The organism is Mycobacterium sp. pV006, assembly GCF_041287115.1.
Taxonomy (GTDB): Bacteria; Actinomycetota; Actinomycetes; order Mycobacteriales; family Mycobacteriaceae; genus Mycobacterium.
The window spans coordinates 293,480-313,622 of sequence record NZ_JBGGKT010000005.1 but is presented as its reverse complement, the minus strand read 5'-3'; the positions used below and the strand labels follow the sequence as shown (position 1 = coordinate 313,622).

Here is a 20,143-nt window from a genome sequence, read left to right as displayed (position 1 = left end):
TGGACACACCCGCCCAACGCATGACCCAACTTCTTAGCCAAGCCGCCTAATCGTTGTCATAGCCACTTGACATCAAGGCCGTTTGACGCGCGTGGAATGCAATTTCGGCGGGATCAAAGAAGGGACTTTCGGCCCCTGCCGGGGACACGTCAGCTTCCATAACCTCGCAGTCATGACGTACGTGATCGGCAGCGCCTGTGTGGACATCGTGGACAAGTCCTGCGTGCAGGAGTGCCCGGCGGACTGCATCTACGAGGGTGACCGGGCGATGTACATCAACCCCAACGAGTGCGTCGACTGCGGTGCGTGCCGCATCGCGTGTCGCGTGGACGCCATCTACTACGAGACAGACTTACCTGATGAAGAAGCCGCGTTTCTGGGGGACAACGCCGCGTTCTTCACGATGGTCCTGCCTGGCCGTGACGCCCCTCTCGGAGATCCGGGCGGCGCGGCCAGGCTGGGCCGGGTGGGCGCCGACACCCCGCTGGTGGCGGCGCTGCCGCAATCAACGACTCCGCACCCCTGACCGGGCCCGCACGAATCGGCTGACGATCAGCCGCGTCACGCCGGGATGGGTGCCCAGCGGGGCGGTCACCAGGTCGGCGCCGCTGTCGTGCAACCGATCCTGGAACAGTCCGTCGGAGAGCAGATAGGACGCGACGACCACGCGCCGGCCGGTGCGGCGGGCGGCGGCCACCGCGTCGGCGACACATGGCTCACCGGTGGCGGCGAAGGCCAGTTCCACGCGCGACCCCAGTGTCGCCGACAACCAGGTCGCCGTGGTGTGAAGGTCGCGCTGTGCAACCCGATCCGAGGTTCCGGCCGCCGCGAGGATCACCGAATCGTCGGGCCGCCAACCGGATTCGACGAGACGATCGAGCAGCACCCGGGCCAGCTGAGGGTCGGGGCCCAGCGCCGGGGCGACGGTGACGTCGTCGTGGCCGCTGGCCTCGACATGGCCGGGGATGTCCACCCCGACGTGGTAGCCGCGCGCCAGGAACGCCGGCACCAGCACGGCCGGCTCGTCGCGTCGCACCGCGAGCACTTCTGCCGGAGTGGGTCCCAACACGTCGACGAACGCCACCCGGACCGGCGCGTCCAGGGCCCCGGACACGGCGTCGGCGATGTCGGCGATCAACGCGACACCGCGCTGCTTGCGGGTCCCGTGCGCGACCAGCACGTAGCTCACGACACACACGCCTCGTCGACCGGCAGCCGGTAGCCGCGTTTGACCACGGTGGACACCATCTTCTTGTCGCCCAGGGCATTCCGCAACCGCAGCACCGCGGTCTCGACGGCGTGGGTGTCGGTGCCGCTACCGGGCAGCGCCCGCAGCAGATCGACCCGGGAGACCACCGCGCCCGGCCGGTGGGCCAGCGCGCGGATGGTGGCCATCGCCGCGGGCGACATCGGCCGCACGGCGTCGTCGACCAGCACACAGGTGCCGCGGATCTCGAGCAGATGACCGGCCACCCGGATGGTGCGTGACTGCAGCAACGGAAGCTCGTCGGTGATGTGACGGGCCAACGCGCCCAACCGCATCCGCTCCGGCGACGACGTCGGAACCCCGAGCCGCACCAGCGGCCGCGCGGTCACCGGACCCACACACATCGCGTGCACGCTGGTGCGCAGCGCCGAGAGCACCTGCGCCTCCAATCCCATCTCGGTGGCTCGCAGCAGCACCGAGGCCACCGCCGGGGCGGAGGTGAAGCTGACCGCGTCGAACCGTTCCTCGGCGATGCCGGCCACCAGCTGATCGAACTCCCCGTTGCGGGGGGCGGGATGCCAGCGGTACACCCGGATCGGGACCACTTCCGCTCCGGCAGAACGTAATTCGTCGAGAAACTCGGGAAACGGGTCCCAGTCGGCGGTCGCGCCGTGCAACTGCACCGCGATCCTCGTGCCCGCGATGCCCCCCTCGAGCAGATAGTGCAGCAGCTCGCGGGAGGACTCCGACTCCGGGGACCATTCCTCGGGCAGTCCGGCCGCGCGCAGCGCCCCGGTGGCCTTGGGCCCCCGCGACACGATGCGGGCGCCGGCCAGCGCGTCGGTCAGGTCGCCGGCCATACCCCACCCGTCGGCGGCGGCCATCCAGCCGCGCAGTCCGATGCCGGTGGTGGCGATCACGATGTCCGGCGGGTCGGCGATCAGCGCCTGGGTGTGCTGGCGCAGTTCGTCGTCGTCGGGCAGCGGCACCATCTCGATGGCCGCGGCGCTGGTCACCGCGGCGCCGCGACGGCGCAGCAGCGTGGCCAGCTCGTCGGCTCGCCGCGCCGACGTCACCGCGACACGAAACCCGGTGAGCGGCGCCCATTCCGGCTCACTCATGCCCACCTGTCTATGCAGTGCGTGTTTCGCGCTGATTAACCGGTGATTGCCCGGCAGTATCGCTGCCGCTCAGGCGGTGAAATTCCGCTCACCCGACGGATCGGGCGCCGGTGAGATCACCACACATCTCCGTTGCGCCAGTCACACGCGATCGGCGCCGCGGGGTCGAGCACCAGTCCGTCGGGCAGCGCGCACGGCAGGACGTAGAGCGCGCCGTCGTCGTCGGGGGTGCGCACCGGCCCGTCGGGCCCGAGCACCGACGTGGGGCCGGTCCACGGAGTCCAACCGCGGCCCTCGTAGACCGGCTGGCCCAGCTCCGTGGTGCTCAACGCGCCCAGGTGGTAGGCGCCGCGCAGCACCTGCTCGACCCCGTCCATCAGCACCGTCGCCAGGCCCTGGCCGCGATGATCCGCGCGGACCGCCAGCCCCTCGACGTATCCGCACCGCAGGGCGACGTCGCCGACGTAGAGGCGGCGCTGTACGACGGCGGCGTGCCCGATCAGCGCGCCGTACCGGAAGATCAGCGCGTGCATACCGCCCAGGGCGTGTTCCCAGTCGGCAGGGCGGAACTCGCCGCCGAACGCCTCGACGACCATCGAGCGGGCATTGTCGAAGGTTTCGGCATCCAGATCGGAGGTGTGGACCAGACGTGCACGCACACCTGTGGTTCTACCAGCGCCCCTGTCAACGGTCCACTGTGTCAGGCGGGTGCCGCGGACGCGACCAGTGCAACCGGATGGTCTGACCGGGCCGGGCCTGGGCCAGCCGGTCGGCGTGGTCGTCGGTGAGCACGCCGATCACCGGATAGCCCCCGGTGACGGGATGGTCGGGGCCCAGGATGACGGGAAACCCGTTCGGCGGGACCTGGATCGAACCGCGGGTGGCGCCCTCGCTGGGCAGCTGACGGTCCGACGACCGGTACTCCAGTGGCATTCCGACCAGTCGCACTCCGACGCGGTCGCTGCGATCGGTGACCTGCCAGTTGGTGCGCACCAGGATGTCGGGGTCGACGAACCAGTCGTCGCGCGGCCCCGGCACCACGTCGAGGTCGAGTGGGTCGTCGGACAGGGCGGCCACCGGCGCCAACTCGACCTCGGGGAAGTCGTCGCTGTGGGCGCCGATCGGCAGCACGTCGCCGCGGCGCAGCGGCGCGGGACCGATCGCCGACAGCGCGTCGAAGCTGCGCGACCCGAGGACGACCTCCACGTCGATGCCGCCGCGCACCGCCAGGTAGGACCGCAGACCGGCGCGCGGGGTGTCCAGCGCGATCACCTGACCGTCATGCATGTGATGAATGCTGTTGCTGCCGAAAGGTTTACCGTCGACCGAGGGGTTGGCGTCGGCGCCGGTGACGGCGATCGCGATCCCTTCGCGTCCGCCGCCGTGCAGGCGCGCGGTGAAGCCGCCGAGGGTGATCTCGACGGTGGCGTGGCCGTCCGGGTTGGCCACCAGGCGGTTGGCCAGCGCGTGCGACCGCCGGTCGGCGGCCCCGGATCGGGTGACGCCGAGGTGGGACAGGCCCGGCCGGCCGAGGTCCTCCACCAGTGCCAGCGGGCCGGGCGCCAGCACCTCCAGGTATGCCCCGCCCGGGCTCACGCGTCCACCGCCCGGAACTGCACCCACAGGCCCGGCGTCAGCAGCGCCGGAGACGGACGCTGCACGTCCCACAGCACCGCGGAGGTGCGCCCGATCAGCTGCCACCCGCCCGGCGACTCGCGTGGGTACACACCGCTGAACTCGCCGGCCAACCCGACGGAACCGACCGGAACCCGGGTGCGGGGCTCGGTCTTGCGGGGCACCGCCAGTCGGTCGTCGCCGCCGATCAGGTAGGCGAACCCGGGAGCGAAACCGCTGAACCCGACCCGCCACGGCCGGCCCGTGTGCGCGGCGATCACCTCGTCAGGAGTCAGCCCGGTCAGCTCGGCCACCTCGTGGAGGTCCTCTCCGTCGTACCGGACGTCGATGACGACGTCGGCGCTCCCGGGCGCCGGGGCCGGGGCAGCGGCGAGGGCACCCGGACGGCCGACCAGGCCGGCCAGGTGCTTGCGCGTCGGGGCCACGGCGCTGCGGTCGGCGAGTTTGACCAGAACGGTCTGCGCGGCGGGCACGATGTCGACCACGCCGGGCACCGCGGCGGTACGCAGGGCCTCGTGAAACGCCAACACCTCAGCGGTGTCGGAGAATTCGACCAGCAGCGCGCAGTCGCCGTACTCACGGATGACACCGGACCGCATGGTGTCACGCTACCCGCGAGCGGCGCAGATCAAGCCGCCGCGAGGTAACTCGGTTCGCGGCGCTTGATGAACGCGATCACCCGGTAGGTGACCGGCAGCACCACGATCTCGACGGCGGTCTTGTACAGCCAGCCCAGCGCGGCATAGGTGACGAAGTCACCGATGCTGGTGATGCCGATCGCGCCCGCGGCGATCGCGCAGAACACCAAGGTGTCCCCGAGTTGGCCGACGAACGTCGAACCGATCAAGCGCGCCCACAGGTGCTTCTCCTTGGTGCGTTGCTTGATCCGCACCACCGCCCACGCATTGAGGGTCTGGCCGACCAGGAACCCGGCCAACCCGGCCACGATCAGCTGTGTGTAGGCGCCGACGACGTTGGCGAAATGCTCCTGGTTGGCGTAGAAGTCCGCGGCGGGCAGGTACACCGTGATCCAGAACGCCAATGCCGCAAGCGCATTCATCGCAAAGCCGGTGAGGATGGCGCGGCGCGCCGCACGGAAGCCGTAGACCTCGCTGAGCACGTCGCCGATCACGTAGGTCAGCGGGAAGACCAGGAACCCGCCGTCGGTGATGAGCGGCCCGAACGCCACGCCCTTGGTGGCGGTGACGTTGGAAATGATCACCAGTGCGGTGAACACCGCGACCAGCACCGGGTAGTACGCCGAGCCGACGCGCGCGAACGCGATGCGGTCGTCGGCGGCGGTCGTCTCGGTCACGCGCCCATTAGATCAGGACGCGGCGTTGACCTCGAAGTTGCCGAACAGCAGCAGCGCCAGGCCCAGGGCGACGACGATGTTGACCACCGTGGCCGAGGCGAACACCGCCACCGGGCGCCACCCGGCCTCCCGCAGGCCGTTCAGCGAGAACTCCAGTCCGATCGCGACGAACGCGAAGATCAGGAACCACGTGCGCAGGTCGTTGACGGTGCTGATGTCCGCTTTGTCCCCGCCCCACTGCAGGTAGAGGGTCCCGATGACGGACGCGGCGACGAAACCGAGCACGAACTTGGGGAACCGCTCCCAGAACTGGCCGACGGTGGGCCGTGCCGCCGCGTTGCGCTCCACCTTCAGCGCGAAGTACGCGGTCAACGCGATCGCGACGATGCCGATCAATGCGTTCTGGGTGGTCTTGACGATCGTGGCGATCTGCAGGGCATCCTCGCCGGCGATCGCACCGGAGGCGGCCACCGCCGCCGTGGTGTCGATGTTGCCGCCGATCCAGGCACCTGCCACCGCGTCGGAGAGTCCGAATACGCCGACCAGCCACGGCAGCAGGAAGATCGACGGCAGCGCAAACACAATCACCAGTGATGCCGCGTAGGCGAGCTGTTCGCGTCGGGCCTGCACCGCGCCCGCGGCCGCGATGGCCGCGCTGACACCGCAGATCGACACCGCCGAGGCCAGCAGCGCACGCAGCTTGTCCTCGATGCCCAGTCGGCCGCCGAGCCACCAGGTGAACCCGAACACGATCGTGATCAGCAGCAGCGCCTGCACGATCGCCGGCCCGGCCGCGGTGACCAACACCTTGAGGTTGATCGACGCGCCGAGCAGCACCAGACCGGTCTTGATGAAGAACTCGGTGCGGAAACCGGCGGCCAGCGCGTCGCGCAGGGCCAGCCGCGACAGCACCACGTTGCCGAGCAGTCCCAGCGCGATGGCGTAGACGGGGAACTCGATGGATTTGGCGACGCGCGCGAACCCGGTGCCGTCGGCCCACCGGGGAACCTGGGCTTCCAGGTAGCGGGTCAACGCGCCCAACACGAGCACGACGACGACACCGGCCACGGCGTACCCGATGCCCCTCGTCCGGGCGGGCGGCACCGATGCGGCGGTGTCGGCCGTCTGCTCGGTCACGGGATCACGCTGCCCGGGATGGCGCCGACGAGGACCAGCGCGAGCAAGGTCAATCCGACGACGACGGCCAGCCAGTCCTCGTCGAGACGGCGCGGCGGGGTGGCGTCCTGCTGATCAGCCATGGGACGCGACCGTACGGTCGGCCCGGGGTGAGGTCACCGGTTGCGCTCACCGAGAGCGCAACTCCACGGCGGGGGTCAGGGAACCAGGGTCGGCACCATCCCGGCCGGCGGCCAGACCGGTGGCGGGGCAGACGCCGGGGCGGGAGGCGCGCCGGGCGGCGGTGTGCCGTAAGGGGTCGGGGGCACCCAGGTGGCCGGGTCCATGGTGCCGGGCCCCACGGTCTGGAAGAGTTCCGGCGAGTTACGCATGTTCCACAGTTCACGCAGGAAGTCGAACTGCCCGGTGTTGCCGAAGTTCGCGTTCGGCACCGGCGGTACCGGGGGTGCGCCCACCGGCGGCGGGGCCGGCGGGGGGATCTCACCGGGAGCCAGCGGCGTGTAGACGAACACCGGGGGAGCTTCGGGCGCGGGCGCCCCGGGCGCGGGCGGCGGTTCGATCGGAGGCGCCGGTTGCGCTCCTGCCGGTCCGGCGCCCAGGAGGGCGACGCCGGCAGCGAGGGCCGCGGCGGCCGTCGCGACGCGCGAAGTCGCCGGGATGCGGGGCGAGAAGGCCATCAGGAGAGGCTAATGGTTCCGGGGTCGGGGTGCCGGGTTTCGGTCGCCTGGGCCGCGGTCAGCGGCAGGCCGGCGTCGAGGAAATCGAGTGCCTGGACCAGCCGTACGGGGTCCATCGGGGTGTTGTGCAGCGCGCCCATCAGGACGCCGGTGAGTGCGCTGGCGGTGACGCGCAGGCGAGGATCGGTTGCCGGCAGGCGCAGTCGCTGGGCCAGCGCGTCGGTGATGACCTCGATGACGTGGATGTATTCGTTGTACAGCGCGCCGGCGGCCTCGGGCAGGGTGTACATCAGCTGCTGGCGAGCGATCTCCTGCACCCAATGGGGGTCCGAGATGCCGGCGAACACCTGCTCGAGGGCGTAACGGTAGGCCGCGATGGGTGTCAGGTCGGCAGGAGCGTCGATGAAGGCGTCGATGATCGGGTCCATCATGTGGTCCGGGATCAGCAGCGCCGCCTTGTTGGGGAAGTAGCGGAAGAAGGTGCGCGGAGAGACCTCGGCCGCCTCGGCGATCTGCTCGACGGTGGTGTGGGCGTACCCGTTGCGTTCGAAGAGCTCGAAGGCCGCGGAGCGGACGGCCTCGCGGGTTTGGCGCTTCTTGCGCTCGCGCAACCCCATTCGGGCGGGGACCGGTGGATCGGCCATATCGGGATTCTTCCCCAGGTTGACCGCCCGCGCCGTGCTTATTGACGATGCCGACAAGGATTGCGTGTCGGTCAGCGCAGAATCAGCAAACCCGCCAGGACCAGCATCGTGACCGCGATCGCGGCGTCGAGCACCCGCCAGGTGGTCGGCGCGGCGAACAGGGCGCGCAGCCGGGTCGCGCCGAAGCCCAGTCCGGCGAACCAGGTGGCGCTGGCCGCCGCGGCGCCGGCGCCGAACCACCACCGCTGGCTGCCGTGGTCGTTGGCCAGCGCGCCCAGCAGGATCACAGTGTCCAGGTAGACGTGCGGATTGAGGAACGTCAACGCCAGACAGGTCAGCACCGCACCGGTCAGTCCCGCCGGCGCCGAGTCGGCCGGGGTCAGCGTGCCGGGACGCAGCGCGCGCCGGGCGGCCAGCACGGCGTAGCCGATCAGGAACGCGGCCCCACCGTATGTGGCGACCGTGAGGACGCCGGGGTGCGCGGCGATCAGGGCGCCGAGTCCGGCGATGCCCGCAAAGATCAGCGCCATGTCGGCGAAGATGCAGATCGCCACCACCGGCACGACGTACTCGCCGCGGATTCCCTGCCGGAGCACGAAAGCGTTCTGCGCGCCGATGGCCGCGATCAACGCGAGCGCGGTGGCGAAGCCCGTCGCGACGGTCAGCAGTCCGGGGTGCACCCGTTCACTTAAGCACGCCGGGCGGCCCGGGCGTCACGTCGGCGGATAGGGCAGACCGAACTCTTCGGCCAGCAGACTCTGCACGATGATCATCGCGGCCTGCGCGCCGCCGGCCGCGGCGCCGGCGACGTAGGGCTGCTCGGTGCAGACGTCACCGGCAGCGAACACCGTTGCACTGCTGGTGCGGTGCAACGGATCCACCCCGATGGTGTTGACCGACAACGGGCCCGGCGTGCACGCCGCACCCAGCTCCTCGGCCAACCGCGACCGCTGCTCCAGCGGGGCTTCGACCAGCAGCGCGTCGCGGGCGATGCGGTCACCGTCGGTGAACACGATCTCGGCGAGCCGACCGTCGCGGCCGATCAGTTCGGCAACCCGGCGCTCGTCGACTGTGACACCGGCTCCGGCCAGCAATCGCTGCTGGTCGCCGTCCAGGCCGGCCGGACCGTCGGTCAACAGCACGACGTCGTCACTCCATCCGCGCAGCATCAATGCGGCGTGCACGCCTTCCTCGCCGGCGGCCAAGGCGGCCAGGCGGGAATCGCGCACCTCCCAGCCGTGGCAGAACGGGCACTGGAACACCGAGGTGCCCCACAATTCCGGGAGCCCCGGCAGCGCGGGTGGCTGATAGGTCATGCCGGTGGCCAACAGGATCCGGCGACCGTAGACCGTCTGTCCGTCGTCCAGTTCGATCGCATGGCCACCGTCGACGACGGCGCCGCGCACTGCCACGGCGCGGCGGTACTCGACGCTGGGATAGGCCGCCAGTTCCCGCCGGCCCGCCGCGTACAACTCGGCAGGGGAGGTCCCGTCGTGGCCCAACAGGCCTCCGATGCCGGTGGCCGCGAGGTTGCTCTGCTCACCGGCGTCGAGCACCAGGGTGCGCCGCCGGGCCCGTCCCAGAACCAACGCGCCGCTGAGTCCGGCGGCGCCCGCACCGACGACGATGCACTCCCATTCGCTCATCGCTCTTGCATTTCCCGTCGCGATTCCCTCAAACCCCGGCACTGGCCCACCGGGGCCGCGTCTGCCTGTATAAGGAAGAACGTGGACGTGCGCGCACGCAACAACGTGCAGATCCTCGGGCCGCCGACCGGCCCGACGCTTCTGTTGTCGCACGGCTTCGGTTGCGATCAGACGCTGTTCCGGCGCATCACCGGCCCGCTCGCGCAGCGTTACCGCGTGGTGCTGTTCGACCACGTCGGCTCCGGCGGGGCCGACACCCGCTACTGGAACCCGGAACGCTATGCCCGTCTCGACGCCTACGCCGAGGACATCCTCGACCTGGTCGACGGGCTGGATCTCACCGACGTCGTCTACGTCGGCCATTCGGTCGGCGCGATGATGGGTGTGCTCGCAGTCAACCGACGTCCGGACGCGTTCTCCAAACTCGTGCTGCTTGCGCCGTCGCCCTGCTATCTCGACGACGAGGGGTACCGCGGCGGGTTCAGCCGCGAGGAGATCGAGGACCTGCTGGAATCGCTCGACAGCAACTACCTGGGGTGGGCGCGGGCCATCGCGCCCACCATCATGGGGGCGCCGGAGCAACCGGAACTCGCCGAGGAACTGACCGAGAGTTTCTGTCGCACGGATCCCGCATGCGCAAAAGTCTTCGCGCGCACCACCTTTCTGTCCGACAACCGTGCCGATTTGGCCACCGTCGGTGTGCCGACGCTGATCCTGGAGTGCGCCGACGACGCCATCGCCCCGGCAGGTGTCGGCGCGTTCGTCGCCGACCAGATCCCGGGCAGCGTGCTGCGCACCGTGGACACCAGTGGTCACTGCCCGCACGTGAGCGAACCCGAGGCAACGGTGGAGGCGATCGTCGCGTTCGTCGACGGGGCGTCGTGACCGGCGCGTACCCTCCCGGGCACGCCGAGGAATCGTTCGATCGGGCACCGTGTGGATTGCTGACCGCGACGGCCGACCGCCGCATCATCGCGGTCAACCGCACCCTGGCCGACTGGCTGCAGTACCGTCCCGACGATCTGCTCGGGAGGCCGTTCACCGAGCTGTTCAGTGCGGGTGCACGCATCCACTACGAGACCCACTTCGCGCCGCTGCTGAGGATCAACAGGCGCATCTCGGAGTTCGCCGTCGATCTGGTCGCGGCGGACCGGTCTCGGTTCCCGGTGTTGGTCAGCGCAGCGCTGGACGCCACCGGCGACGGCTCCGTTTCGTTGATCCGGATGGCGTTGCACGACGCCCGCGGCCGTCGGTCCTACGAGCGGGAACTGTTGGCCGAGCGCCGCCGCGCCGAAGAGCTGACCGCGACGCTGCGCCGATCCCTGCTGCCGCCGTCGGTGTCGGCCCCGGCGGGCGTGGAAGCCGCCGCGCACTACCACGCCGCGACCGACGATGTGACCGGGGACTTCTACGACCTCTATCCGCTCGCCGCGGATCTGTACGGCTTCTTCCTCGGCGACGTGGTCGGCAAAGGAGCGTCGGCGGCCATGCTGACCTCGCTGACCCGCTACACGCTGCGTGCGGCCGCCGTCGTCGACGACGACCCCGGGCTGGTGCTGCACACGCTGAACACGGTGCTGCTGCAACAGGCCATCGACGAAGGCTTCGTGCTCACCACGGTCATCGTGGGCACGCTGCGGATGACCGCCGACGGCGTCGAGGTCCGGCTGGCCGCCGGCGGCCACCCGCCGGCGCTGTTGTTGCGGGCCGACGGAGAGGTGACCGAAGTCGACACCCGAGGCGGGCAGGCCGTCGGCATCACCGCTGCAGCCTCGTTCGTCGAGGCGCATCTGGTGTTGCGGCCGGGGGACACCCTGTTGCTCTACACCGACGGGCTGACCGAGGCCCGCACCGGTGTGGGCACTGCACGCTTCGACGACGTCGGCGGGTTGCGGCGATTCGTCGCCGAGCACGCCCCGTCGTCGGCCGACGGGATCATCGCCGCGCTGGTGGAGCTGCTGGCCGATCTGGGCGCGTTCGTCGAGGACGATGTCGCGTTGCTCGCGTTCGGGATTCCGGCTCCGACGACCTGACCGAGCGCACGTGCCGGGCGATCGCCGCAGCGACCGGACCGGCCTGCCCGCGCAGTGCGCGCAACGGTCCGACGAGTGGTTCCTCGTACCCGAGGAACCACAGACCCGTTGCGGCACTGCGGGTTCCGTTGCGCACCGGAAGTCCATCGCCGGTGAGGACGCCGAGATGCCCGACCAACGGTTCGAGGCCCCTGCGGTACCCGGTGGCGGCGATCACGACGTCGGGCCGCACAGCGGTGCCGTCGCTGAGCAATACCCGGGCGCCGTCGAAACCCGTCACCGCGGAGACCACCTCGATGCTGCCGTCCCTGATGCGCGGCACCAGTCGGTCACCGAGGGTGGGGATGCGGTGTTCTTGCAGCAGCGCCGTGTAGATGCCGTCCCGCGGGCGCGGCAATCCGACATCGCGGAGGTCGCCGAAGCGCAACCGCTGCAGCACATCTGCCGCCCGGTCGAGCACCGGAGCCGGAAGGCGGCTGAACACCGGGCTGAATGTGTCGATCGGTATGCCGGCTGCAGCGCGCGGCACCAGGTGGGGCGGTGTGCGCACCGACATCCGTACGCGAGCCGCGCCGCCGTCGCACAACTGCAGCGCGATCTCGGTGGCCGAGTTCCCCGCGCCGACCACGAGCACGTCGCGGCCGGCGAACGGCGCGCTACAGCGGTAGTCGGCCGAATGCAATAGTTCTCCGGGGAAACCGGCGCGGCCGGGCCACGGCGGTACCCACGGCGTGTGGTAGTTGCTGGTGGCGACCAGAACCGCTGCCGCGAAATGGGTTTCGGTGTCGGTGTGCACGAGCCAACCCGGGCCCGCCCGGTCGATGCGCGTCACCGCGACACCGAGGCGGACGTGCAAGCGTTGACGACGGACATAGTCGTCGAAATAGGTGACCATGTCGTCGCGTCCCGGCCAGCGGCCGTGCCGCACAGGGATGGGCTGACCCGGCAGATGGGACCAGAAGCCGCAGGTGTTCAACCGGAAGCCGTCATAGCGGCTGCGCCACGCCGAGGCCGGTGTGTCGGCGCGGTCCAGGATCACCCCATCGATGCCCTGCTCGTGCCGGAGTTGGCGGGCCACCGCCAGCCCGCTCGGACCGGCGCCGACGACGACGACGTCTTCGCGCACCGTCACGGCAGATGACGCGTGGTCAGCAGACCCTCGGTCAGGTCGCGGCGCAGTTGTTCGAGCAGCGAACGCCGCCGCAGGGGCGGGCTGTCGGTATGCGCTTGCTGCGCAACGCCGATCAGCACGTCCGACAGCGCGGCCGTCGCCGACCATCGGGGCCGCCAGTCCAGTTCGGCGCGGGCACGCGTGCAGTTGAGCAGGGGCACCGTGAACGCCATGTCCAACCAGCCACGGTCGATCGGCTGCAACCGGGTCCGCCAGCTGAGATCCACCAGAGCGCCCAGCAGACCAGACGGCACATGAATTGCCTTGGCGTGCGTGATCTTCACGAGTTCAGCGCGGGTGATCGGGGGTTCGGCGGCCAGGTTGAACGCGCCGGTGGCCTTGCGTTCGAGCGCGGCCGTGTAGGCCGCGGCGACGTCGTCGGCGTGCACCAGCGGGATGCACAGGTCACGGTCGAGCGGAAGCACCGGCAGCAGCGGCACGACCATCATCGGGACGAACCCGGGCAGCGCGTAGCGCATCAGCCCGCTGGCGGCGGCGCGCTGCACGATGAACCCGGGCCGCATCCGGGTGATCGGCACTCCGGTGTCGGGGTGGCTGTGCTCGTAGTCGTCGAGAAGTGCCTCGGCTTCGGACTTGTGCCGGCTGTAGGGCGAGGACGGGATGCCGGAGGTGGGCCAGGACTCGTCGACGGGCGTGCCGTAGCTGCCGGCGGCGTAGGTGCCCACCGACGACATGTGCAACAGGTGCCCGACCGAGGCGGCATGCGCAGCCTCCAGCACCGCGGCCGTGCCGCCGACCCCGACACGGTGCAGATACTCGGTGTTGCGGGTGGGCTGGAATCCCCAGGCCAGATGGACCACGGCGTCGGCGCCGTCGAACACCGGGCGCAGTTGGGTCGCGGCGTCGTCGGCGGCCAGATCGATGCTGTGCCACCGCACGTGCTCGTAGACCCCGCTCGGAGGCGGTGGGCGACGCACCACCCCCACCACGTCGTGGACGCCCCGGTGTCGGGTCAGCCGGCGCAGCAGCGCCGTGCCGACGTTTCCGGACGCACCGGTGACGACGATGCGCACGACGGCTCAGCCCACGACGGCCGCGGGGTTGGCGGCCTGGTCGGGCGCGACGTCGCGGCGCCGGGCGAGCAGCACCCCGGCGCCGAGCAGGCCCGCGGCGCCGAGCACGGTCGGCCAGAACATCATCTGCGCCAACGCGACGCGGCGCTGGACCTTCAGTCCCTTACGGGTCCAGGAACGGGCTCGGCCTGTGACGCTCACGGAAGTGGGCTCCTTTCAACGCAATTGCACGGGCGTACCCGGGGTCTGAGGCCGGCAAACGCTGACACGTGAGGTTTCACCCGGCGCGGGTGGGTAATTAGCCCACCACAACTCTTGTGTTGCGAAAGGCTGGTGCGTCGATGTCGGCAGTGCTCTACCGGATCGGCCGGTTCGCGTTCGGTCACCGATTGCTCACCGTCGCGGTGTGGGTGCTGGTGCTGTTCGCCGCCGGCGCGTCGACGCTGCTGGCCAAGCCGTACCAGATGGACTTCTCGCTGCCGGGCACCGAAACCGAACGCGCCGCCGCGATGCTCGAGGAGCACTTTCCGGGACAGGGCGACATGGATCAGATGGCCGCGGCCAAGGTGGTGGTGCAGGCGCCGCCCGGGCAGCGGCTCGACGGCCCCGCGTCGACCGCGGCACTGGACGCATTGGTCGGACAACTGCGCGAACTCGACCACCTCGCGGCGCCGCAGGCGATCGTCAATCCGGTCACCACGCCACCCATGGCCGCGCAGGTCAATCCCGACCGCACGATCGCCTACGTCGACGTACCGTTCGACCAGGCGTTCACCGAGATCGACGCCGAGACGGTCGACGCGTTCGAGCAGGCGCTACAGGTCGGCCGCGACGGCGGGCTCACCGTGGAGGCGACCGGGACGCTGTTCAACGGCCAGCCGCCGCAACAGGGCCTCAGCGAGGCGATGGGTTTCGGGGTGGCGTTGATCGTGATGATCATCGCGTTCGCGTCGGTGGTCGCGGCGACGGTGCCGATCATCACCGCGATCGTCGGAGTGGGCACCTCGGTCGCGTTGATCACCGGCGCCACAGCGCTGGTGAACATGGACACCTCCGCGCTGTTGATCGCCTCGATGATCGGCATCGCGGTGTCGATCGACTACTCGCTGTTCATCATGTCCCGCTATCGCAGCGCACTCGACGACACCGACGACCGGGCCCACGCCGTCGGCACGGCGGTCGGCACCGCGGGGTCGTCGGTGGTGTTCGCCGGTCTGACCGTGGTGATCGCGCTGGTCGCGCTGCGCGTGGTCAACATTCCGTTCCTGTCGATCATGGGCTACACCGCGGCGGTCACCGTGATCATCGCCGTGCTGGTCGCGACGACGCTGCTGCCGGCGCTGCTGGGTTGGTTCGGCGGGCGGGTGTTCGCCGCGCGGGTGCCGGGGCTGCATCCGCGCGCGGCCGACACCGACACCTCGCGCGGCGCGCGGTGGGCGAAGCTGGTCGTCGCCCACCCGGTCGCGGTCCTCGTCGGCGCGGTCGTCGCGCTCGGGGTAGTGGCGCTGCCGGTGACCAAACTCGAACTCGGCATGGACTTCACCCCGGCCGACCAGAAGCGCGCCGTCGAGCTCATCGGCGAGGGCTTCGGTGAAGGCGTCCTGGGTCCGCTGGTGGTGGTCGTCGACGCGGCCGACGCCGCCAACCCGGGCGCGGCCTACAGCGAGCTGGCCGCGGCCATCGGCGGCCAGGACGACGTCGCGATGGTCATCCCGCCGCAACCCAACGACGACGGCTCCGGTGCCCTGATCACCGTGATCCCGCAGAGCGGGCCGACGAGCGCGGCGACACAGGACCTGGTGCACCAGATCCGGGATTTGGAAGCGGGTTTCACCGATCGGACGGGTATCGCGTTCGGCGTCACCGGGCAGACCGCCGTGTTGGCCGACCTGTCCGAGGCGCTGCTGAATTCGCTTCTGCCGTATCTGCTGGTGATCGTCGGGCTGGCCTATCTGGTGTTGATGACGGTGTTCCGGTCGCTGCTGGTGCCGCTGACCGCGACGCTGGGCTTCCTGTTGTCCATCGGTGCCACCTTCGGCGCCACCGTGGCGGTGTTCCAGCTGGGCTGGTTCGGCATCGTCGACGATCCCGGCCCGATCATCAGCTTCCTGCCGGTGTTCCTGATCGGCATCGTGTTCGGGCTGGCCATGGACTACCAGGTGTTCCTGGTGACCCGGATGCGGGAGGCCTACATCCACGGTCCGCAGACCCGCGAGGGCGCGCTGGACGCGGTCCGGGTCGGATTCCGGCACGGCGCCCGCGTCGTCACCGCGGCCGCAGTGATCATGATCTCGGTTTTCGCGGCGTTCATGCTTTCGCCGGAAACCGTGGCCAAGTCGGTCGGTTTCGCGATGGCCGTGGCCGTGCTGTTCGACGCGTTCCTGGTCCGCATGACGGCCATCCCGGCGCTGATGGCGCTGCTCGGGGAACGGGCCTGGTACCTGCCGGACTGGCTGGACCGGATCCTGCCCGACGTCGACATCGAGGGACGTCGCATCGAGCAGGTGGCCCACGTCGACACCGAATCGGTGGGGGCCGCGCGCTGACGGATCAGCCGCGCTTGCCGCGGGAGCGGCGCAGCAGCCGGCCGCGGGCGCGGTCCTTGCGGCCCTGCTCTTTGAGCTTGTCGATGGCGGTGGTGTCGCGCAGCGGCAACTTGAGGGTGTCCTCGGCCGGGATCCCGGCCTGCAGCTGACGTCCACGTTCGAGTTCGGCGTCGATCTCGGCGCCGAACAGCAACGCCAGATTGGTGATCCAGATCCACAGCAGGAACACGATCACCCCGGCCAGCGCCCCGAACGTGCGGTCATAGCTGCCGAAGTTCGCGACGTAGAAGCCGAAACCCAGCGACGCGACCACCCACGTCACGATCGCGACGGCCGCACCGACGCTGATCCACCGGAACCGCGGTTGCTTCACGTTGGGGCTGACCCGGTAGAGCATCGCGACACCGAGCACGACCAGCACCAGCACCACCGGCCACCGCGCGATGTTCCACACGGTCAGCCCGGTCGAGCCGAGCCCGATGTAGCCGCCGATGGCCTCGGCGATCGGCCCGCTGACCGCCAGCATGAGCGCGACCGCGGCGACGATGATCAGCCCGGCGAAGGTGATCAGCAGCTGCTGGATCCGCAGCTTGACCGCCGGCCGGCCCTCCTCGACCTCGTAGATGCGGTTCATCGCGCGCCCGAATGCGCCGACGAACCCCGACGCCGACCACAGGGCACCCAGGATGCCGATGATCAACGTCAACCCGGCCGCGGGCTGGTTGACGATCTGCTCGATCGGCTGGCGCAGGGTGTCGATGGCGGCGCCGGGGCTGACGTCGGCGACGATCTGCAGGATCGCGTCGACGGTGCGCTCGTCCTGGCCGACCACACCGAGCAGCGAGATCACCACGACCAGCGCCGGGAACAGGGACAGCACGGTGTAGTACGTGAGTGCGGCGGCGAGGTCCATGCACTGGTCACGGCTGAACTCGCCAATGGTCCGCCGCAGGACGAACATCGCCGACGGGCGGGTCAGATCGGTCGGGGACTCCGGCTTGGCCGGGTCGTCGGGCGGTGGCGCCGACTCCTTCGCATCGGCCGGCTCGTCGGGTACCCGCCCGTGGTCGCGGACCGGCGGTGGCGAATGCTGCGGCGCCGCCGGTGCGCTGCGGGTGCGCCGGGACGTCGTCACCGCGCCGGTGGCGAGTCCGGCCAGGAATGCGCCGATCAGGGCGCCCGGCCGGCGCCGCGGTGGCGGGGGGACCGGGGAGGCCGTCTGGTACTGCATGCGGCGTTGATGCCCCGCGGTACGTGCGGCGAAACCGTCAGCCGGCCAGCACGAAGGACAGGAAGAACCCCGCTGCGGTGGCGAACGCGTTGAGCGGGCGGCCGTGTTCGAACGCCTCGGGCATCAACGTGTCGGCGAGCGAGGCCAGGACCGCGCCGCCCGCGAACGACAGCGCCAGCGCCAACACGGGATCGCTGAGATCGGCGGCGACGGTCCGGCCCACCACCACCGCGACGGCCAACAGCACCGCGCAGACCGTCCAGGTCAGCACGACGGTGGCGGGCTTGGTGCCGGACTCCCGCATCGACACCGCGCCGACCAGCGACTCGGGCAGGTTCGAGAAGAAGATCGCGACGAGCAGGGACAGCGACGCGCCCCCGACCAGCGAGACTCCGAGCGCCATGTTCTCCGGTACGCCGTCGAGGGTCACCGCTGCCAGCAGCGCCAACCCGACCCCGCCGCGCGATCCGGCGGCGGCGACCTCCCGCCCGTCCGGGCTCGCCGAACCGGCGACATAACGGTCGAGCAGACTGTCGACGATCACGAACGTGGCGGCGCCTGCGAGCAGGCCCAGTCCGGAGTGCAGCGCACCGCCCATGTGGAACGCATCCTCGAACAGCTCGAACGCCAACGCCGAGATCAGTGCACCGCTGGCGAACGCGAGCAGCACGCCGGTGACCCGCCGCGGAGGACTCCAGCGGGCACCGATCAGACTGCCGATCACCAGCGAACTCGACGCGGCCGCGCCGAACAGGACAGCCGTCAGCACCTCATGTCGATGCCCGCGGGTGAGGGCGTCGAAACCCGCTCAGAACGCGTACCGGATGCGGCAGTCCGGCAACGTCGCACCGATCAGGTCGGTCAGCTGGGCGACCCAGCGGCCTTTCCACGGGGTCTTGTAGCGCACGTTCCACTGGCCGCTCTGGCTGCGCTTGGCCTGTTGCAGGTCGGGGCGCCACAACAGTTCCTCGCCGGCCGGATGCCAGCCCAGGTTCACCTCGTGCAGGGCTTCGTTGTGGGTCAGGAAGATGATCTCGGCCGCGAGCTGACGCTTGGTGCGCTCGCTGGTGTTGTCGGCGATCTGCTCGAGCAGCTCACTCCACTCGGCCAGCCAGTTCTCGTGCACGACGACCGGGCTGAAGTTCAGGTGCACCTCGTAGCCGGCGTCGACGAAATCGTCGAGTGCGGCGATGCGCTCGCTGATCTTCGAGGTCCGCACATCGACCACGCGGGAGGTCTGCTCGGGCATCAGGCTGAACCGCACCCGGGTGCCGCCGCGCGGTTCGTAGTCCAGCAGCGCCGGGTTGACCAGCTTGGTGGCGAAGCTGGCCTTGGCGTTGGGCAGCCGGGCGAAGAGCGCGACGAGGTCGGCGACGTTGTCGCTGACCATCGCGTCGGCCGAACAGTCGCTGTTCTCGCCGATGTCGTAGACCCAGTCGGTGGGGTCGCACTGGTTCGGTTCGGGTTTGACGCCCTGTCGCGCGGCGTGGCGTTCCAGGTATCCGGTGATGCGTTCGATGTTGGCGAACACCGTGATCGGGTTGGCGTAGCCCTTGCGGCGCGGGACGTAGCAGTACGAGCAGGCCATCGCGCAGCCGTTGGCCGTCGACGGCGCGATCCAGTCGCTGGAGCGTTCGTTGCGGCGCGCAGCCAGGCTCTTCTTCTCGCCCAGGACCAGCACCTCACGCTTGATCCGCACCCAGTCCCCGACGTTGCCGGCGTTGCCGTAGAGCCCGGGGATGGCCTGGTGGGAGGCCACTTCGATGCGCTCGGCGTGCGGGAACCGCGCCAGCACCTGCTGCGCGCGCGGGAAGCGTTCGATGTCGGGCTCGTGGTAGATGCGCCGGATGTCGAGCAGCCGGTCGGCCAGCGCGGTCGCGGTCCGGCGGGTCATGGCAGGACAACGAGTACCCGGGCATCACGGTTCCGGGGTCCTCGGGGATGACGGTGTTTGTCAGATTCGACAGTGGGCACCCGACCACGAAGCACCGCCGATGAGGAGGCACGACATGGCGAACGACACGGCGCATCGCAGCGCCGAACCCAGTGTCGGGGAATTGATGACCCAGCTGTCTGCGCAGACCTCACGTCTGGTGCGCGACGAGATGCGGCTGGCGCAGAAGGAGCTCCAGCAGTCGGCCAAGCACGCGGGTGTCGGCGCGGGACTCATCGGCGCAGCCGGCCTCCTGGCGGTGCTCGGCCTGGCCACGCTGATCGCTGCCGCGGTCGCGGCGCTGGCCCTGGTGTTGCCGGTGTGGGCCGCGGCGGTGATCGTCGCTGTCGTGCTGTTCGCGGCCGCGGGCATCGCCGCGATGGTGAGCAAGAAACAGGTCGAGCAGGTGCCGCCGCCGGCCGCCGAGTCGGTCGAGTCCGTCAAGCGTGACGTCACCGAGATCAAGGAGGCCCGTCATGGCCGGTCCTGACCAGCGCCCCGAGCCCGGCCCGGAGGCGGGCGTCGACGAGATCCAGGCCGACATCGAACGCACCCGAGAGGAGCTCGCCGACACCGTCGGTGCGCTGTCGGACAAGTTCGACGTCAAGGGCCGCGCCCAGCAGAAGGTCAATGACACCAAAGAGGCCGTCGCGCAACGCAGTCACCACGCGGTCGACACCGCCAAGGCCAAACCCGCCATTGCGGTGGGTGCGGTGGTCGCCGCGGTGGCCGCGGTCGCGCTGGTGATCTGGCTCCGCCGCCGCTGAGGCCGCCGCCGCTGAGACCGCCGCCGCTGAGCTTTCGCACCCCAAT

Annotated in this window: 24 protein-coding genes; 6 read left to right on the top strand and 18 right to left on the bottom strand. The window is 70.2% G+C overall.

The window, feature by feature from the left end; translation table 11 throughout:
• Window positions 1-172: 172 nt before the first annotated feature.
• On the top strand, window positions 173-526 hold the full coding sequence (fdxA, locus tag ACAG25_RS10970; RefSeq protein WP_370488391.1) for a ferredoxin: 354 nt from the start codon (window positions 173-175) through the stop codon (window positions 524-526).
• Here fdxA and ACAG25_RS10965 read toward each other — a convergent pair.
• From ACAG25_RS10965 to ACAG25_RS10910, 12 genes are all read right to left on the bottom strand, one after another.
• The gene (locus ACAG25_RS10965; RefSeq protein WP_370488390.1) at window positions 506-1,189 is read right to left on the bottom strand and encodes a sirohydrochlorin chelatase; all 684 of its coding nucleotides are present in this window, start codon (window positions 1,187-1,189) and stop codon (window positions 506-508) included. The genes fdxA and ACAG25_RS10965 overlap by 21 nt on opposite strands.
• A complete protein-coding gene (locus tag ACAG25_RS10960; RefSeq protein WP_370488389.1) occupies window positions 1,186-2,328 on the bottom strand; it encodes a uroporphyrinogen-III synthase in 1,143 nt (380 codons plus the stop codon). The genes ACAG25_RS10965 and ACAG25_RS10960 overlap by 4 nt, the downstream gene beginning before the upstream one ends.
• A 116-nt stretch (window positions 2,329-2,444) precedes the next feature.
• A complete protein-coding gene (locus tag ACAG25_RS10955) occupies window positions 2,445-3,032 on the bottom strand; it encodes a GNAT family N-acetyltransferase (protein WP_370488414.1) in 588 nt (195 codons plus the stop codon).
• The gene (locus tag ACAG25_RS10950) at window positions 3,013-3,924 is read right to left on the bottom strand and encodes a biotin-dependent carboxyltransferase family protein (RefSeq protein WP_370488388.1); all 912 of its coding nucleotides are present in this window, start codon (window positions 3,922-3,924) and stop codon (window positions 3,013-3,015) included. The genes ACAG25_RS10955 and ACAG25_RS10950 overlap by 20 nt, the downstream gene beginning before the upstream one ends.
• Window positions 3,921-4,562, bottom strand: a complete 642-nt coding sequence (locus tag ACAG25_RS10945; protein WP_370488387.1) for an allophanate hydrolase subunit 1 — start codon at window positions 4,560-4,562, stop codon at window positions 3,921-3,923. The genes ACAG25_RS10950 and ACAG25_RS10945 overlap by 4 nt, the downstream gene beginning before the upstream one ends.
• 29 nt (window positions 4,563-4,591) lie before the next feature.
• Window positions 4,592-5,278, bottom strand: a complete 687-nt coding sequence (locus ACAG25_RS10940; protein ID WP_370488386.1) for a queuosine precursor transporter — start codon at window positions 5,276-5,278, stop codon at window positions 4,592-4,594.
• Window positions 5,279-5,290: 12 nt separating this feature from the next.
• Window positions 5,291-6,415: a YeiH family protein gene (locus ACAG25_RS10935; RefSeq protein ID WP_370488385.1), complete on the bottom strand. Its 1,125-nt coding sequence runs from the start codon at window positions 6,413-6,415 to the stop codon at window positions 5,291-5,293.
• Window positions 6,412-6,537, bottom strand: a complete 126-nt coding sequence (locus tag ACAG25_RS10930) for a hypothetical protein (RefSeq protein ID WP_370488384.1) — start codon at window positions 6,535-6,537, stop codon at window positions 6,412-6,414. The genes ACAG25_RS10935 and ACAG25_RS10930 overlap by 4 nt, the downstream gene beginning before the upstream one ends.
• A gap of 75 nt (window positions 6,538-6,612) precedes the next feature.
• Window positions 6,613-7,092, bottom strand: coding sequence for a hypothetical protein (locus ACAG25_RS10925; protein WP_370488383.1), 480 nt, complete (start codon window positions 7,090-7,092; stop codon window positions 6,613-6,615).
• On the bottom strand, window positions 7,092-7,736 hold the full coding sequence (locus tag ACAG25_RS10920) for a TetR/AcrR family transcriptional regulator (RefSeq protein WP_370488382.1): 645 nt from the start codon (window positions 7,734-7,736) through the stop codon (window positions 7,092-7,094). The genes ACAG25_RS10925 and ACAG25_RS10920 overlap by 1 nt, the downstream gene beginning before the upstream one ends.
• Window positions 7,737-7,807: 71 nt before the next feature.
• Window positions 7,808-8,416 (bottom strand): LysE/ArgO family amino acid transporter, encoded by a 609-nt coding sequence (locus ACAG25_RS10915; RefSeq protein ID WP_370488381.1) that lies wholly within the window; start codon window positions 8,414-8,416, stop codon window positions 7,808-7,810.
• Window positions 8,417-8,449: 33 nt separating this feature from the next.
• On the bottom strand, window positions 8,450-9,382 hold the full coding sequence (locus tag ACAG25_RS10910; RefSeq protein WP_370488380.1) for an NAD(P)/FAD-dependent oxidoreductase: 933 nt from the start codon (window positions 9,380-9,382) through the stop codon (window positions 8,450-8,452).
• An 81-nt stretch (window positions 9,383-9,463) separates the two neighbouring features.
• Between ACAG25_RS10910 and ACAG25_RS10905 the strand changes: the two genes are divergently transcribed.
• Both ACAG25_RS10905 and ACAG25_RS10900 read left to right on the top strand, forming a co-directional pair.
• Window positions 9,464-10,267: an alpha/beta fold hydrolase gene (locus ACAG25_RS10905; protein ID WP_370488379.1), complete on the top strand. Its 804-nt coding sequence runs from the start codon at window positions 9,464-9,466 to the stop codon at window positions 10,265-10,267.
• Window positions 10,264-11,415 carry a PP2C family protein-serine/threonine phosphatase gene (locus tag ACAG25_RS10900; RefSeq protein WP_370488378.1) on the top strand — a complete coding sequence of 384 codons (1,152 nt, stop codon included), beginning with the start codon at window positions 10,264-10,266 and terminating at the stop codon, window positions 11,413-11,415. The genes ACAG25_RS10905 and ACAG25_RS10900 overlap by 4 nt, the downstream gene beginning before the upstream one ends.
• On the opposite strand, the gene ACAG25_RS10895 is transcribed toward ACAG25_RS10900, so the two are convergent.
• The 3 genes from ACAG25_RS10895 to ACAG25_RS10885 are packed head-to-tail and all read right to left on the bottom strand — an operon-like array spanning window position 11,318 to window position 13,821.
• Complete coding sequence (locus tag ACAG25_RS10895) at window positions 11,318-12,547, bottom strand: flavin-containing monooxygenase (protein ID WP_370488377.1); 1,230 nt, start codon at window positions 12,545-12,547, stop codon at window positions 11,318-11,320. The two genes, ACAG25_RS10900 and ACAG25_RS10895, sit on opposite strands and share 98 nt — an antisense overlap.
• On the bottom strand, window positions 12,544-13,620 hold the full coding sequence (locus ACAG25_RS10890; protein WP_370488376.1) for an NAD-dependent epimerase/dehydratase family protein: 1,077 nt from the start codon (window positions 13,618-13,620) through the stop codon (window positions 12,544-12,546). Before ACAG25_RS10890 ends, ACAG25_RS10895 begins: the two co-directional genes overlap by 4 nt.
• Window positions 13,621-13,626: 6 nt before the next feature.
• A complete protein-coding gene (locus ACAG25_RS10885; protein ID WP_370488375.1) occupies window positions 13,627-13,821 on the bottom strand; it encodes an LPXTG cell wall anchor domain-containing protein in 195 nt (64 codons plus the stop codon).
• Window positions 13,822-13,961: 140 nt separating this feature from the next.
• Here ACAG25_RS10885 and ACAG25_RS10880 point away from each other — a divergent pair, with 140 nt between their 5' ends.
• Entirely contained in the window at window positions 13,962-16,166 is a 2,205-nt protein-coding gene (locus ACAG25_RS10880; protein WP_370488374.1) for an MMPL family transporter, read from the top strand.
• 4 nt (window positions 16,167-16,170) lie between these two features.
• On the opposite strand, the gene ACAG25_RS10875 is transcribed toward ACAG25_RS10880, so the two are convergent.
• The 3 genes from ACAG25_RS10875 to ACAG25_RS10865 are packed head-to-tail and all read right to left on the bottom strand — an operon-like array spanning window position 16,171 to window position 19,291.
• Window positions 16,171-17,397: a YihY/virulence factor BrkB family protein gene (locus tag ACAG25_RS10875; protein WP_370488373.1), complete on the bottom strand. Its 1,227-nt coding sequence runs from the start codon at window positions 17,395-17,397 to the stop codon at window positions 16,171-16,173.
• A 37-nt stretch (window positions 17,398-17,434) separates the two neighbouring features.
• Window positions 17,435-18,166: a ZIP family metal transporter gene (locus ACAG25_RS10870; RefSeq protein ID WP_370488372.1), complete on the bottom strand. Its 732-nt coding sequence runs from the start codon at window positions 18,164-18,166 to the stop codon at window positions 17,435-17,437.
• A 39-nt stretch (window positions 18,167-18,205) separates the two neighbouring features.
• Window positions 18,206-19,291 (bottom strand): spore photoproduct lyase family protein, encoded by a 1,086-nt coding sequence (locus ACAG25_RS10865; protein WP_370488371.1) that lies wholly within the window; start codon window positions 19,289-19,291, stop codon window positions 18,206-18,208.
• A gap of 115 nt (window positions 19,292-19,406) precedes the next feature.
• On the opposite strand from ACAG25_RS10865, the gene ACAG25_RS10860 reads away from it, so the two are divergent.
• Window positions 19,407-19,820 carry a phage holin family protein gene (locus tag ACAG25_RS10860; protein ID WP_370488370.1) on the top strand — a complete coding sequence of 138 codons (414 nt, stop codon included), beginning with the start codon at window positions 19,407-19,409 and terminating at the stop codon, window positions 19,818-19,820.
• Window positions 19,807-20,097 (top strand): DUF3618 domain-containing protein, encoded by a 291-nt coding sequence (locus ACAG25_RS10855; protein ID WP_370488369.1) that lies wholly within the window; start codon window positions 19,807-19,809, stop codon window positions 20,095-20,097. Before ACAG25_RS10860 ends, ACAG25_RS10855 begins: the two co-directional genes overlap by 14 nt.
• Window positions 20,098-20,143 lie beyond the last annotated feature (46 nt).